The sequence below is a fragment of the Candidatus Anaeroferrophillus wilburensis genome, from assembly GCA_016934315.1.
Classification (GTDB): Bacteria; Desulfobacterota; Anaeroferrophillalia; order Anaeroferrophillales; family Anaeroferrophillaceae; genus Anaeroferrophillus; species Anaeroferrophillus wilburensis.
In genome coordinates this window covers 1-14,947 of sequence record JAFGSY010000052.1, presented here as the reverse complement: position 1 = coordinate 14,947, position 14,947 = coordinate 1, and the positions used below count along the sequence as shown (strand labels likewise).

11 protein-coding genes are annotated in these 14,947 nt (G+C 50.8%); 8 read left to right on the top strand and 3 right to left on the bottom strand.

From position 1 onward, the window contains the following. Window positions 1-526: 526 nt before the first annotated feature. From JXO50_12495 to JXO50_12485, 3 genes are all read left to right on the top strand, one after another. Window positions 527-943: a hypothetical protein gene (locus JXO50_12495; protein ID MBN2333908.1), complete on the top strand. Its 417-nt coding sequence runs from the start codon at window positions 527-529 to the stop codon at window positions 941-943. 170 nt (window positions 944-1,113) lie between these two features. Then, the gene (locus tag JXO50_12490; protein MBN2333907.1) at window positions 1,114-4,800 is read left to right on the top strand and encodes a carboxypeptidase regulatory-like domain-containing protein; all 3,687 of its coding nucleotides are present in this window, start codon (window positions 1,114-1,116) and stop codon (window positions 4,798-4,800) included. A 15-nt stretch (window positions 4,801-4,815) separates the two neighbouring features. Next, the gene (locus JXO50_12485; protein MBN2333906.1) at window positions 4,816-6,165 is read left to right on the top strand and encodes a hypothetical protein; all 1,350 of its coding nucleotides are present in this window, start codon (window positions 4,816-4,818) and stop codon (window positions 6,163-6,165) included. Window positions 6,166-6,180: 15 nt separating this feature from the next. Here JXO50_12485 and JXO50_12480 read toward each other — a convergent pair whose 3' ends face one another. Together JXO50_12480 and JXO50_12475 are read right to left on the bottom strand one after the other, a co-directional pair. Continuing rightward, complete coding sequence (locus tag JXO50_12480; GenBank protein MBN2333905.1) at window positions 6,181-7,380, bottom strand: ATP-binding protein; 1,200 nt, start codon at window positions 7,378-7,380, stop codon at window positions 6,181-6,183. 162 nt (window positions 7,381-7,542) lie between these two features. Beyond that, complete coding sequence (locus tag JXO50_12475) at window positions 7,543-8,910, bottom strand: ATP-binding protein (GenBank protein MBN2333904.1); 1,368 nt, start codon at window positions 8,908-8,910, stop codon at window positions 7,543-7,545. A gap of 216 nt (window positions 8,911-9,126) precedes the next feature. Here JXO50_12475 and JXO50_12470 point away from each other — a divergent pair, with 216 nt between their 5' ends. The 5 genes from JXO50_12470 to JXO50_12450 all read left to right on the top strand — a co-directional run bounded on the left by JXO50_12470 (window position 9,127) and on the right by JXO50_12450 (window position 13,979). After that, the gene (locus JXO50_12470; protein MBN2333903.1) at window positions 9,127-9,327 is read left to right on the top strand and encodes a type II toxin-antitoxin system VapB family antitoxin; all 201 of its coding nucleotides are present in this window, start codon (window positions 9,127-9,129) and stop codon (window positions 9,325-9,327) included. Next, window positions 9,324-9,743: a PIN domain-containing protein gene (locus JXO50_12465; protein ID MBN2333902.1), complete on the top strand. Its 420-nt coding sequence runs from the start codon at window positions 9,324-9,326 to the stop codon at window positions 9,741-9,743. Before JXO50_12470 ends, JXO50_12465 begins: the two co-directional genes overlap by 4 nt. 101 nt (window positions 9,744-9,844) lie before the next feature. Continuing rightward, window positions 9,845-10,006, top strand: a complete 162-nt coding sequence (locus JXO50_12460; GenBank protein ID MBN2333901.1) for a hypothetical protein — start codon at window positions 9,845-9,847, stop codon at window positions 10,004-10,006. Window positions 10,007-10,268: 262 nt separating this feature from the next. After that, window positions 10,269-11,600 (top strand): sigma-54-dependent Fis family transcriptional regulator, encoded by a 1,332-nt coding sequence (locus JXO50_12455; protein MBN2333900.1) that lies wholly within the window; start codon window positions 10,269-10,271, stop codon window positions 11,598-11,600. Window positions 11,601-11,891: 291 nt separating this feature from the next. Continuing rightward, window positions 11,892-13,979 carry a hypothetical protein gene (locus JXO50_12450; GenBank protein MBN2333899.1) on the top strand — a complete coding sequence of 696 codons (2,088 nt, stop codon included), beginning with the start codon at window positions 11,892-11,894 and terminating at the stop codon, window positions 13,977-13,979. A 143-nt stretch (window positions 13,980-14,122) separates the two neighbouring features. Here JXO50_12450 and JXO50_12445 read toward each other — a convergent pair whose 3' ends face one another. Next, complete coding sequence (locus tag JXO50_12445) at window positions 14,123-14,548, bottom strand: fibronectin type III domain-containing protein (GenBank protein MBN2333898.1); 426 nt, start codon at window positions 14,546-14,548, stop codon at window positions 14,123-14,125. Window positions 14,549-14,947 lie beyond the last annotated feature (399 nt).

Here is a 14,947-nt window from a genome sequence, read left to right as displayed (position 1 = left end):
TTTTTTATACAATTGACAAAAGGCGTCTGAATTGGATACGGGGATATCAGGATGGTTAGCTGAAGATGAAAAGCACTTAGCTATCAGCGGCAGTGAGGCACTTCATTGAATGAAGGAGGCAACGATGAAAAGGGCTGCTCTTATTGCGTTGTGTTTGATCCTGGCCATATTCGCCGGCACTTCCTTGGCGGCTATTGCACCCGACCCACCCGATACAACCGAAGAGACCGTATTCGGTCCGTAGCAATATGTTCGCACCACCGGCTCTCCCAATGTTTTCACCGATTCCTTTGCCGCGATTTCGGGGCCGGGAACGCTCATTGTCAAGAATGGGGCTACCGACGGTGACAACAGAATCACCAATGCCATAAGCAGTGCGTCGGTCTGGGTCAATGGAGAACAACTGTTCGGCCCCTCTGATTTTGGTCAGAATGTTTCTTTCCTGCAAGCACCGCTGAATCTCACAGAGACCAACTCGATTACCGTTGAACTGGCCAGCAGCCCGGGAAGTTATCTCACCATTGAGGTGATCCAGGAACAACAGTCAACACCGCCGGCCGTCACGATCAGTGCCGATCCGGCGGCGATCATGAGTGGTGAATCGTCAACCCTTTCATGGAATGCGACCGATGCCGATTCCTGCGAAATAGATCAGGGGATTGGCAGCGTTGCGGTGAATGGCTCGATTGCCGTTTCACCGATCCAGACCACCACCTATACGATCACGGCCACGGGGCCCGGCGGCGCCGCCACCGACAATGTGACCATTACCGTGACCGCCGCCGCAACCTATCCTCCGTCAATCACCATTACTGAACCTGATGGCACTGATGATCGGGCGGACGATAGCTTTCTCATCACCTGGTCGGAGACGATCCGGACAGCAACGCCGCCATCGCCCTCTATTACGACACTGACCAAACAAACGCCGACGGCACCCTGATTGCCGCCGGCCTTGATGAAGATCCTGACGGCGCCGACGATCAGTACACCTGGAACACCTCAGCAGTCCCGGCAGGAGAGTATTACCTCTACGCGGTTATTGATGACGGCCAGCACGAACCCGTAACCAGCTACACCGCTGCCCCGGTAACGGTTGCTCATGGTTCACTGTTGCTTTTTGATCCGGTTGCCGACCAGCACGTTCTGGAGGAACAAGAGCTTGCCTTCACGGTTCACGCCCAGAGCAGCAGTGATGAGCCATTAACCTACTCCGCCTCAAACCTGCCTGCAGGGGCAACATTTAATCCTGACACCCAGGTGTTTAGCTGGACGCCCGTCGTCGGCCAGGCAGGCAGCTATCAGCCTGAATTCAGGGTTACGGACGGCGACATCACCGCCAGCATGACCGTCACCATCATTGTCAGCCCGAACCCGCCGGTTGTATCACTAACAGCCGATCCGCTGACCGTCGATCCGGGTCAACCCACAACTCTCACCTGGACTTCATCCTATGCCGACACGGTAACCATTGAGCCGGGAATCGGCCTCGTGGCCACCAGCGGATCCGTAATGGTTTCGCCCGCGGCCACCACCACCTATACCACTACCGCCACCGGCCCGGGAGGTTCGGTGAGCGACGCGATAACCATAGTGGTCAATATTCAGGCCACCGCCGTGACCGCCATCGGCATCATCAGTGATGGCCAGAGCGGTGAGCCCCTTGCCGGCGTCAATGTTTCGATCACCGATGCGGAAAAGACGCAGTCAACCATCACCCTGAGCGATGGCTCCTATGCGATTTACGGCATCACACCAGGATCGGCTACCATAACTGCCAGCCTTGAAGGCTATACCACCGGCAGTTGGCAGACAATCTATGATGAACCGGGCATCTGGAAAATTGACTTTGCCCTGCATAAAGAATCCGCGCTCTCCATGGTGATGGGAACCATCGTCAACAGCACATCCCTGGAGCCGGAAGCAGGCGTAACCATTACGCTTGGCGGCACAGACAATGCATGCGTCACCGCAGCAGACGGAACTTTTGCCCTCGATGATGTGCCGTACGGCCAGCAGACACTCTACATTACTCAGGAAAACACGCAAAACACCTTTATCACCTTGCTGATTGACAAGAATCCCTATGAATTGGATCTCGCGGTTCCCTACCGCAACGGGCGCAGCGAGCCGGCGGAAATCAACACTACTGTTACCGGCATCATTCAAGACGGGATAACCGGTTGGCCCATTGCCTGGGCAATGGTGAAAGTCATCGGCACCTCGATCGAGGCCGTAACCAATCAAGACGGCCAATTTTCCCTTGCAGATCTGCCGACCGGCGACATCATGATTATGGCTATGGCCCTGAACCATGAAGCGGTGGCCGTGGTCTCGCACGTTGTTACCGATGCCTCGGAAACGCTTACGTTTAATCTGGCGCCCACAACCAGCGGGACGATTGTCGGCACGGTTATCGATGCCGTAACCGGGGAACCGGTCCGCAATGCCCGGATCGGCATCGGCGAAGGGGTTCTTGCCGGCGCCCAGACCGAAGCTGACGGAACGTATACCATGCTGACCGTGCCGGTGGGCGATTATACGGTGTCGGCAAGTCACCCCGGGTATCTGCCAGACCAACAAAGTTTCATCGCCGTAGAGGCCGATGAGCCCGCAACGGTCGATTTCACCTTGACACCCCGCCCGCAGACCGGTTCTCTGGAAGGGATGATTTTTGACAAAGAGAGCGGCAAGCCCCTCTCTAATGTCGTCATAACAAATCAGGAAACCGGCGCCGTCGCCACAACCAATGCGCAAGGCTATTATCTGCTGAACAATCTACCCGCCGGCCTGGTAACGCTCCAAATTGCCGCATTCGGATATCCTGCCACTTCTCGCGTCGCCGCGGTTGATGCCGATGTTGATGAAGCTACGCCTACGGCTACATCCTATGACATAGCTCTCGATCAGGCCGATCCCGCGCCCCCCGACACCATCTCAGCCTTGGTTACGGCCGCGGCAGGGGGAACTATTGAGAGCCCTGACAAGCGTTTCATGATGGTCATTCCTCCCGGCGCCCTGAGCGCTGATGCGATCATCACCCTGATGCCGCCCACCACCGGGCCGGTCGTGGATCCCGGAGATAGTTTGACCCTTGATCCTCAACTGGGCGATCCCACGGTGGCCGCACTGGGGGAGATGATCCAGATTGCGGTGGAGCCGGCCATCGATGGTGCTGAAATCCCCACCATAAACAATTGGGTCGTCCTGGCCGGCCGGTATTTCCAGTCAACCGTTGACGCTCTCAATCTGGATGAGAGCACGGTTTTTCCTTATTACTGGGACGGCACACACTGGACACTCATGCAGATCAAACCCTATGACTTTGCAGTGGATGAAATCAACAACCGCCATGTTGCGGCGGTAAATTTTTCCACTACCGCATTCGGCGATCCTGTTGCCGTTGATCTGAGCACGAAAAAACCGATCCTCCTCGCCTCGCTCAATGATTACATCCCCAACATAACCATTGCTCATCTTTATCTCTTTGTTCAGGCCTCATCGATAATATACAACCATATTTTCCCGCCGCCCAACGCCTATATTTATGACAAAGATGAATTGACGATTTTAGATATTTTGGGTCCTGAAAAAGAACCCAACGCCAACGCCCTTCCCATACTCATGCTCCACGGATGGGATGGGAAGGCCATCTTCTATAACCAGGGGCACACCGATCCCAACATCGAACAGCGATATAAGTATATGGTCGAAGATATTGCACTCGCAACCAATGGGGTGTACCGTCCCATGTTCGGAACCTATAATCCGCGTGCCGGAATTGTTGAGACCGGCAACAGCCTGGCCACCACGTTTGCGGCCCTGGATGTCAAGGGACTGCCCTCTGATACACACGGCAGTACCGGCTCCTTTCCCTATTTTGATACCTTTGGCTTCAGCATGGGCGGGATCGTATCACGTACGCTTCAAGCCCGAAACCGGGGCGTCCACAACATGGTGATGGCCGCCACCCCGAATCACGGGACATTTTTTATGCTTGATGAGCTAAACACTCCCCCCATGACGGCAATCAGCAGTTGCTGGTCGCCGGGGACATGGGATCTGTTCCCCTATGATGACCGCAGCTGGATTTCCTGGTTAAGCGGCAACCCGACCTTATATAACCTGAACCGATCTTCTTCATGTATGCCTCAGGCCAACATGACCATGATTGCCGGCACTAAAGGGATCCTCGCCTCGCTCTTGGGGGATAATGATAAGGTCGTCCCCGTCGACAGCGTCTTCTGCCGAACCACTGCCGATAATGACGGGGACAAATCGCTGCTAAGAGTTAACGCATCAGCAAAAAAATTTGAATATAGAGCCGAGTTTGACCATTTTGAATTCAGTACGGATGAGTACCGGCTTAGAGATAACCCTGAAGTTTACGATCCCATCCAACAGGGGTTTTCAGACTGGGTGGTGGGCAAGAGTATCCTTTCTGCCGTGACCTTTTATGATGACAATGTTACCATCAATTCCGCAGCATGTGAGGTCGAGGTGCAATACAATGTCTGGAATGAGGATATAGATCGTGTCGTCCTGGTCATCTATGCCATGGACCAGGATTACAAGTGGCATCTTTGCGGGACATCTGCCGATAAGGATGGCAATGTTATTGATTCAGCACCCATTGACGGAAACTCAATAGAACTCGCACCGCTTCAGCTTCACGACAGTGCACATTTTGCGGAGGAAGCGAGGATCTGGCGGGTTACATATGAACTGATTCCCCTTGCCCCGGGGCAGACAACGGTGCCATTGGTACCAAGCGCGAACTTCACACTCCCGGACAATTAATCGAGAGGATTTTTCATGACCGCCAGAACCATTATCAGCACCATATTGTTACTTTTGTCTCTCCTCTCTGCCGACTGTATTGGTGCCGGCTGGAAATATGTCGCCCCGATGCCCAATGGTCGCTATGGCCACGATGCCGCCCTCGGCAATGACGGCAAAATATATGTCATGGGCGGAGGGGTTTATAATTATATCCTGATCAGGAAGTATAATGATGGCGAATTTTCAAACATGGTCTATGACCCGGTAAAAAACGCCTGGGAGGTCCTGGAGCCTGTTCCAGGAAAGATTAAAAATCCTGACGATTACTACTATTATGATACGGCTGAAAAATATTGGATCGCTGTTAAAACGATACAAGATCGCCCGGGTTATTATAAAGCCTACGGGCCCAAGAAAGAGATTGACAGGATCATTCAAATCCCACCGGAAAAATTAAGAAATACTGATTACCAACGACAAGGAGACGGGGCCGCCATTGCCGTCAGCAAAGACGGCCGCATCTACTGGACTGGCGGTAAAGGTTTGTGGAAAGGTTCTGGAGAAAACATTGTCCTACCCTATGATCCGGTTACCATGAAATGGCCCGAAACTACTTTCGAGGTTGTCAACCAAACGCTTACCTACCGGAGGGTTAAAACCGTCCATCAAACCGACATCCCTCCCATGCTCGAACGCCGCATCGACCATGAAGCCGTTGCCCTGCCTGACGGCAGGATTTTTGTTCTGGGAGGTTATCATATAATCCTCGAGATGGGTCGTGATAATCAATTTCAAAGCACCGGCAAAACGGAATTCCTCAGCTCCATTGAATGCTACGACCCTGTAAAGAACACCTGGGAATTTAAAAAACCCATGTCAGGAAAGCGGGTTCTGTTTGCGGCGGTTTTGGGCAGAGACAATAAAATCTATATCTTCGGCGGTGGTGATAAGAGCGATAGAACGACCGGGAAACGATTCATCTACCAGACCACGGAGGTCTATGATCCCGCGACCGACACCTGGGAATGCCGGGCCCCCATGCCGGAGCCACGGTTTTCAGTTTCAGGTGCGCTTGGCGCGGACGGCAGGATATACATCATGGGCGGCAGCCTGGGGCAATGGGGCAGTCCCCCGCTGAATGATGTCTTCATCTACGACCCGGTTACCGACACATGGGAGAAAGGACCGTCCATGCAGCTTCCCCGCTCAACACTGGCGGCGGTCTCCACCCCGGACGGAAAAATATATGCCATTGGCGGCACCGATGCCGGCGCCTATAAAATCAAGCAGACAATAAATGAATTTTTCACCATAAAAGATAAACATAAACTGTACGACGGCAAGGTCCAGGAAACGGTCGAAATGCTCGACACCGCCAAATAATAGGGACGTTGCAGTTTAAAAATTCCACCAGGCATACACATGGATGGCGTTGCGGACAACCGAACTGTTGCCGCCGTAGATCAACGCGGCCCGAGGCTTCGCTTTTTCCCCGGCAATATGTTGCCAATATTCCAGCCCCTTGAAAAAATCCTTATTTAACGTACTCCCCGATTTTATCTCCAGCGGAATTACTTCATCACCCAAATCGATGATGATATCAACTTCATGGCCGGCTGAATCACGCCAGAAAAAATAGTCAGGTTCCACACCGGCATTAAACGCTCTCTTGTAGAGTTCTGCCACCACAAAACTCTCAAAAATTGCCCCCCGGGCGGCATGAAAGGTCAGCTCCTCCGGTTTTCTGATGCGCAGCAGATAACACAGCAACCCGGTATCGACAAAATAGAGTTTAGGCGTTTTGACCAGCCTTTTGCAAAAATTTTGATGGTGCGGCCTGAGCAGAACGACAATAAAACTCGCCTCTAATACCGACAGCCAACGTCGAGCGGTTGTATGGGTAATGCCGCAGTCCGATGCCAGGTTGGTAAAATTCAGCAGCTGCCCGGTCCGCCCGGCACACAAGGCGGTAAAGCGACGGAACGCTTCCAAATCCCCGACATTAATTATCTCCCTGACATCCCGCTCAAGATAGGTCTGGTAATAATTTCTCAGCCAATCCTGAGCCTCCAGCCCCTTATCGTGGATGCGCGGATAGAAGCCCCGATGCAGACAATCGTTCAGGTCCCGGTCCGGAATCGGCCGGTCAGCGGGGAAAACGCTGCCCAGCTGGTCAACCGGCAGTGAAGGGCGGCCGGCAAGTTCATCGTACGACAGGGGCAGGAGATGGAATATGGCACAGCGGCCGGCCAGCGACTGGCTGATGCTCTTCAGAAGCAGAAAATTCTGTGAACCGGTAAGAATAAATTGTCCGGGCCGGTCTTCCTCATCAACGATCGTCTGAATATAGGAAAAAAGTTCCGGACAGCGCTGCACCTCGTCAAGAATAACCTCATCTCGCCATTGCCGCAGGAAGCCACGCGGATCCTCGAGAGCGAATGAACGTGCTTCCGGATCTTCCAGAGATACATAGGCATAATCATGAAAAGCGGCGCGCACCAGGGTGGTCTTGCCCGACTGACGCGGCCCGGTCAAGGTTACCACCGGGTACTCAGCAGCCGCTTTTTTTATTTTCCCTTCAAGATGCCGGTCAAGCATAAACCCTCTTCTTGCAATTTGAATATCATAAATTCAGATATCACAACAATAGCCCGGCGTCAAAGATTTTCCTCTCCCTGTGGAACACCTGGGGACGTTGTTACATTGTTAAATTGCGTTATTGTAATTTAACAATGTAACAACGTCCCCAAAATTCATAATTCAGCTGGGCAGCATGCGGGGTAGTTCGCCTACGGCATACAGGGGCAGCGAGAATAGTTCAAACGATACTTCGCGATAGGCGTCGGCTGTCGGCACTTTCTGCACGACCTTTTGCCAGCTGGGCTGATTGGCATCAAAACGAATCGCTTTTCCGGCTTTCCCCAAAGCCACGAACTGGTGTAATGAACGCAGGGCACCACTGCGCCCGGCCTTGATTTCCACCGGAAAAATCTCTGAATCACGGGAAATGACATAATCTACTTCAGCGTTATTTTTTCGCCCTTCGCGCAGCCAGTAAACCATCCACGGCTGCTCCACTCCCCCCTTGAGATAGGCAAGGTGCTGACCAACAAACTGCTCGGCTATAGCCCCTTCATTGATTAATTGGTTAACATCCATATTCCTTAATGTCGACCAGTCCAGACCACACAGATGATTCATCAGCCCCACATCCAAAAAAAGGAGCTTATAGGCAAACTCATCGATATCGGCTGCAAGGGGAACACCTGAACAGTGGCTGGCATAGACCCGATGGCAAACCAGGGCTTTGGCAAGCAGATCAATGGCTGTTTTGACCTCGCGGGATCGATTTTCCCTGGAAAAATGAACGTACTTGACTTTATGCCCAACCTGCCGGGGGATTAAATGAAAGATGCGCTGGAGGAGCGCCAGTTCACGATGACGGGCATATTTGGCAAAATCATCCTCATAGGTACTGGCGATGCTCCGCTGTACCCGGGCAACCTCGGCAAACGATCCACTCTCCTTAAATACCAGCACAGCCTCCGGCATGCCGCCGACAAACAGATACTGCCGTTGACGCTCAAGCAATTTCTGATGGGCCGTAGCCGGCAGTTTGTCGGAAAAATCGATCTCGTCCAGGTAACGGCACAGTGAGGGTTCAACTGCCTGCAAAAATTCCCGATAGCTCATCGGACCAAGGTGAAAATATTCGAGGCGGCCAACAGGCATGGAAAAGTTATGCTCTGCCAGGGTAAACTCCAACAAAGACCCGGCGGCAATGACCGGCACGTCTGGAAGATCTTCATAAAAATAGCGAAGCGCCTGCAGGGCTGACGGCGTTGCTTGAATTTCATCCAGAAACAGCAGCGATCCTGGCTCGGTAAGTGCGCGACCGGTAAGCGCTTCCAGCTCCCCCCGAATTGCGGCGACGTCCAGACTGGCAAAAACCCTTTCCAACTGCAGATGACGTTCCAGGTTAATTTCAAGAAGATGAAGTTTCTGTTGTGCGGCAAAGTTCCTGACCAGGGTAGACTTGCCAACTTGGCGGGCACCCCGCAAAACAAGCGGCTTGCGCCGCCGGGATTGCAGCCACCGCTCAAGCTTCAAGCTCGCCATCCTATCCATAATTGCCCCCTTTTTTAGCCAATGTATGGCATAAACAGGACCCTTTGTCAACCATAAGCCACTTATCAGGGACGTTGTTACATTGTTAAATTGCATTATTGTAATTTAACAATGTAACAACGTCCCTATTTTCCCATTTTCTTTTTTTTTCATTGACTTCCAGTGACACACACAATAAACTACATTCAGTTGTGTAACAATAACGGGGAGGAGATCATGGCCACCAACTTGGCAATTGATGACCAGCTCATCGAAGAAGCCCGCACTATCGGGCAGCACCGCACTAAAAAGGCAGCCGTCACCGAAGCGCTTCAGGAGTATATCCAACGGCGCAAACAGCTTGATACTCTCGATCTTTTCGGCACGATCGACTACGATGCCGATTATGATTACAAAAAACAGCGGCTGCTGAAATGAAAGTTTTGGTTGACACGTCGATCTGGTCACTGGCCCTCCGAAGAAATAAGCCGACAGGCGGGCATAGCGAACGAATTGAGTTGCAAGAATTGATCAAAGAAGTGCGGGTGCAGTTGATTGGACCCATCCGGCAGGAGATCCTTTCAGGGATAAAAGAGCAACAGCAATTTTTAAAACTCAAACAACAATTGGCAGCCTTTCCCGATTTACCGCTCAGCTCACAAGATTTTGAAGTAGCAGCAGAATACTTCAACCTGTTACGCAGCAAAGGCATACAAGGGTCGAATACAGATTTTCTTATTTGCGCTGTTGCCAGCAGAAATAAGCTGCCCATATTTACAAGCGACAAGGATTTCATTCATTACCAACAACACCTCCCCATCACCCTGCACACCCCAAGAATATCAGAGCAATAAGCCTTTTGGGGACGTTGTTAAATTGTTAAATTGCGTTATTGTAATTTAACAACCTGAAAAAACACGACCTTTTTAACAACTTCATCAAAAACTATATCGACATGCCCGATAGACTGGTTGATCTGCTTATCCGTTTTCTCAGTCACAATAATGGTCGGCTGGCGAAGCGGGCAAGGGAAAGAGAGTTCCGGCAGCTGACCGATGCGGAAGTTCAGGTGATTGAACAAAAATATGATGATATTTTCAGCAGTTCCACCAACTGATTCTCATGCCCTTGCAAACCATTCCGTCCGTACCCTGAGCAACGCAATAACGTAACGATATTCCCCGGTCTATGTCTGCCGGTGTGGGTCTGTGGCTGATCAATTTTTCACTGAAGACCAGCGACAGGCTGCCGATAGTACTACTACAGTGTTTCTTTTTACTTTTTCTGTAGCTGATTACCAACAACAAAGTATCTCCGTGACCGACAAAGACCTTTCGAAACTACGCGCCCGCCTGCTCGTCGTCGACGATGAGCTCAGCATGGGCGAGTTTCTCGAAATCATGCTGGGCAAGCAGGGCTACCAGGTGAGCAGCACCACCTCGGCCGGTCAGGCCATTGCTCTCCTTGACCGGGAAACCATAGACTTGGTGATTTCCGATATCAGCATGCCGGAGATGAACGGCCTCGACCTGCTGAAAATCATCAAGGAAAAATCACCGGCCACCGCGGTGGTCATGATCACCGCCTACGCCTCCACCGACACCGCCATTTTGGCGATGAAAAACGGCGCTTACGACTACATCACCAAGCCGTTCAACAACGACGAGATCCTGCTGACCATCGACAAGGCCCTGCAGAATTCCCATCTGCAGCGGGAAAACCGCCGTCTCCAGCAGGAGCTGGAGCAGCGCTACGGCTTCGGCAGCCTGATCGGCAAGAGCTCCGCTATGCTCAAGGTCTACGACCTCATCCAGCGGGTGGCGCAGACCAAGGCCAACATCCTGGTTACCGGCGAATCGGGTACCGGCAAGGAACTGGTAGCCCGGGCGATCCACTATACCGGCCCACGCAAAGACCAGCCGTTTGTTACCGTCAACTGCGGCGCCATCCCTGAGCAGCTGCTGGAAAGCGAGTTTTTTGGCCACGAAAAAGGGGCCTTCACCGGCGCCGTCAAAACCAAAGATGGCTACTTTACCGCCGCCCATGGCGGCACCATCTTTCTCGATGAAATCGGCGAACTGCCCCTAGCCCTGCAGGTGAAGCTTCTGCGGGTCATCCAGGAGAAAAGTTTCAAAAGGGTGGGCAGTACGGTGGAACAGGAAGTGGAAGTTCAGATCATTTCGGCCACCAACCGGGATCTGGAAACAGCCGTGGCTGAAGGCAGTTTCCGCGAAGATCTCTACTACCGGCTGAATGTCATCAAGATCGACCTGCCTCCCCTGCGGGAACGGGCTGGCGACATCCCCCTGCTGGTTCGCCACTTCCTCGAACACTTCAACCGGGAATACGGCCGGACAGTTACCAGCCTGACCCCGGAAGCAACAAAAGTCCTCATCCACTACCCTTATCCGGGCAATGTCCGGGAGCTGGAAAACATCATCGAGCGCAGTGTCGTTTTAGAAAACACTGAGGAACTGACAGCAGCAAGCCTGCCGACATCACTGACCAGGCCGACAGCAGCAAGCACTACTGCAGATATTCACCTCACAGAGGAGGGTATCGATTTGGAGGAAACCGTCGCCAACCTGGAAAAAAGTCTCATCAACCAGGCCCTTGAACTGAGCGGCCATCACAAAACCAAAGCCGCCGAACTCCTTGGCCTCTCTTTCCGCTCCCTCCGCTACCGGCTTGATAAATACCAAATCGAATAGAAAAACAGGAACATCCCATTTTCTGATTCCATCACCGTTTTGCAAATAAACACCAACGTTCACGGACGTCCCCCCTTTTTTCCTTTGCTATTTTTCTTCTCTTCTGATGTGCCGTCTGAGTCTGGCTAACAATAAAAAGCCGCAGTCTGTCCCCAATTTTTTTCCAATTTTTCGCGGGAGATTGATAAAAAAACCTGTTAGTGATACACAACGATATACTTGCTGAACGCGGAGCCTTGTCTGCGTGTATCTGTGGCTACAACCCTCATTCGGGCATTTCAAAACCCCTTCATGAAAAAAAATCTTTTACTCAGTCTGCTGTCAATACTGCTGCTCTCCATCATCGTCACTGCCATCCTGCCCTGCCGACCTAAACCGCAAGAAATCAAGATCATCAGCACCAATCTCTCCCACCGCATCGTACTCCTAGATAACGTAGAAACCAGGCTCAACCTAATGATTGGCTTCAAAATTTCAGACACCCTCCCCTGGCAGCCTGACGAGCTGCATGCCCTGGGGCAACTGTCATTCCAAAACAAAGAGGTCGCATCCTTTCACATTCCTAAGCTGGATTATTACGGCGGCAATTTAAACTTCTATCTGCCGTTCGACATATCGCCCGGAGATTATGATCTGCATATAGAAATACGCAAACATCCCTCAGGCACCGTTATCATCGCTCAAGATTTCACTATTGACCACATTGAAACACTGCAGACCAGAGAAACGAGCTCAAAGAAAAATTGGCTGCAACCGCAGCCAATACCATTTCAAAACCCACCAGATGAACCCCTTGAGGCTAAAGCAACCACCGCCGATACCGCGCGCGGGTTTATCCTGTGGCAGCGAAATCCATTCAAATATGTCTATCCCAATTCAGCGCCAAAACAGAGCGATACTATCGCAGCCGTTGCCGTAAGGCTGGCCCAAAATGAATATGAACCCGCCACCTTTTCACTGTATGCCCTTGAAAATCTCGGCAAGGTAACGGTGACTGTCTCCGCATTAAAGGGAAACAGCGCGACAAACTTCCCGCCTCCTGAAATCCATACGGTCAAAACAGTTCCCCGAATCACCAGCAGGAAACCCGTGGGAAAAGCATATGAACTCCGCCCTCGACTCTTGAAGAAAGAGAATCATGCCATCATTGAAGCAGGACGGTCTCAGAGATTCTGGCTGACTCTCCACGCCACTTCCGACACAGCTCCCGGGACCTATGAAAGCAAAATCATCATCACCAGCAGCCTGGGACAAACCAAGATCCCGCTTCATGTCGAAGTTCTGCCGTTTGCCCTGCAGGAAAGGCCGGACAAAGAATACGGCTTCATGATGACTTATGAATTCCAGGAGATGACCGCCCAGGATTTAACCGATGAAGAACGACAAAAGGTATATGAAAACGGTCTGAAATATTACCAGTCCTTTAAAAAGCACGGTTTGACCACTGTTTTTCCGCACTCTTCCTTTACCTTTCAGCGAATGCCGGATGGGACCCCCAATCTCAGAGATCTTGAGGCAGCACTCAAAGCCTTTGTCGCAGTTGGCTTTTCCGGGCCCTTCATCTATTATTGCGGTCATCTGGTGCAAAGCTCAAAACCGGGATGGGCCGGCTCCAGTCTCAGTTTCGACTTTAAACACCATCCCCTGCTGATGAAGGAAATCACTTCCCATGCCAGGCAGTATTTTCCTGAGATGAATGTCGTGGATTTCTACTGGATGCCGGGGGATGAAATCCAGGATGACAGCGGCGGTCCAAACCGCATGAAGATAACTGAAAGTCTGCTGCATGCCATAGGGGAAACAGGGGAGAAGACAGCGCTAACAATCTGGGACGATATCACATGGCCCATAGATATTCAATTCGGCGACCCAAATTCAGCAGCAGGCGAGCACTGGCACTATCCTAATGAACTAACGACAGTTCCCGACACCGTTGATGATGCCATAAGTATCAGGCGGACATTTGGGCTCAACCATATCAGTTCCACATTCATCGGCATCACCCCCTGGACCTTTCAAACCACCGAAAATGCCGCCGGCGACCCCTATTCTGATCTGGACAATGCAGGAGGGGCTGAAGTAATGATTGCCTATCCAGGAACGAATGGACCAATCACTACCCCTGAATATGAAGCTGTGAGGGAAGGAATTGATGATGGCAGATATGCGTATTTGCTGGAAACCCTCATTGAAAAAGCAAAGAAATCAACCAATTGTGTCCAAAGAAATCTTGGATTGCAAGCGGAAACGGAATACCGGAGTATAGTGGCCGCTTCAGCAAACGCTTCCATCGAGGAAATAGATGTGAACCGGCAAATTTTCATTAAGTGGATAGTACAGTTAGATCATGTAAACATTCAAAATACCTCAAACGACTAAAAATGTACTTGCATATAGTCTGGGTAAGAAATTGTAATGTAACAAAACAGTAACTAAGTAACAAAAAATATCTTTTAAAAACAAAGGCCACATTTTTTAAAATGAGGCCTTTGCATTATTATAGTCGACTATGTATTAATTTTCTACTTAGTTACCCCCAAACCGGCTGGCGGGGACGGCGGCGTAAGATCGACCGGCGGTGGCAGAGGACCATCGACAGAACAAGTATATACAACCTCAGAACAATATTCACTTTCAAAACCATTCGCATCATAGGCGGTAGCCACAAAATAGTAGGTAGTCCCTTCTATAAGTCCACTAACGGTGGCTTCATAATGATCATTTATTAGGGCCGGAATTCCCACATCAACCGCAGAAACATATGGTCCTCCTTGAACAATACCATAATAGATTTTATATCCTGCCACATAATTTTCAGGGTTTGGCAACCAGTTAAATTTCACGGCACAATCAGCCCAGACAGAACCCGCACTAGAGAATAGTACCAAAAGAAAGATTATGGCGTGGCATAAAAAACAATAATATTTCTTTAAACACATATTAGCCATTCCTAGGTCCTCCATTGAATTTTCGAAAGTCTCATCAAGGCTATGCAAAAAAAGTACCAACATGATAAAATATTTTTTTATGACAAATATCGCTCCGTGAGATATCTTTTAGGAAATTGCGTCTACCTGCTGCCCTCCTACACCAAGTTCAAAGCCAGAATCGGCTAGACGATCCATCAAATTTGGGGAGTATTACAACTGAACCTTTTTGAGAGAAGAAATTTCCTAGATCTCTTTCTAGATAAAGAAACTACGGCACCACCAACTTATTTACCACTACTTGAAAATTTGTGAGGCAGCAGTGCCATTCTCCAAAAATAGCAGAATATGCAAACTGTATCAAATACTCACATGCAACGCTAACCAATTGCCAACAATGAACATGCAAAATAAGATTTG

Coding starts and splice junctions, on each gene's coding strand:
- JXO50_12470 (MBN2333903.1), top strand. CDS start 9,127: ATGGCCACCAACTTGGCAATTGATGACCAGCTCATCGAAGAAGCCCGC.
- JXO50_12480 (MBN2333905.1), bottom strand. CDS start 7,380: ATGCTTGACCGGCATCTTGAAGGGAAAATAAAAAAAGCGGCTGCTGAG.
- JXO50_12465 (MBN2333902.1), top strand. CDS start 9,324: ATGAAAGTTTTGGTTGACACGTCGATCTGGTCACTGGCCCTCCGAAGA.
- JXO50_12485 (MBN2333906.1), top strand. CDS start 4,816: ATGACCGCCAGAACCATTATCAGCACCATATTGTTACTTTTGTCTCTC.
- JXO50_12445 (MBN2333898.1), bottom strand. CDS start 14,548: ATGGCTAATATGTGTTTAAAGAAATATTATTGTTTTTTATGCCACGCC.
- JXO50_12475 (MBN2333904.1), bottom strand. CDS start 8,910: ATGGATAGGATGGCGAGCTTGAAGCTTGAGCGGTGGCTGCAATCCCGG.
- JXO50_12460 (MBN2333901.1), top strand. CDS start 9,845: ATGCCCGATAGACTGGTTGATCTGCTTATCCGTTTTCTCAGTCACAAT.
- JXO50_12455 (MBN2333900.1), top strand. CDS start 10,269: ATGGGCGAGTTTCTCGAAATCATGCTGGGCAAGCAGGGCTACCAGGTG.
- JXO50_12450 (MBN2333899.1), top strand. CDS start 11,892: ATGAAAAAAAATCTTTTACTCAGTCTGCTGTCAATACTGCTGCTCTCC.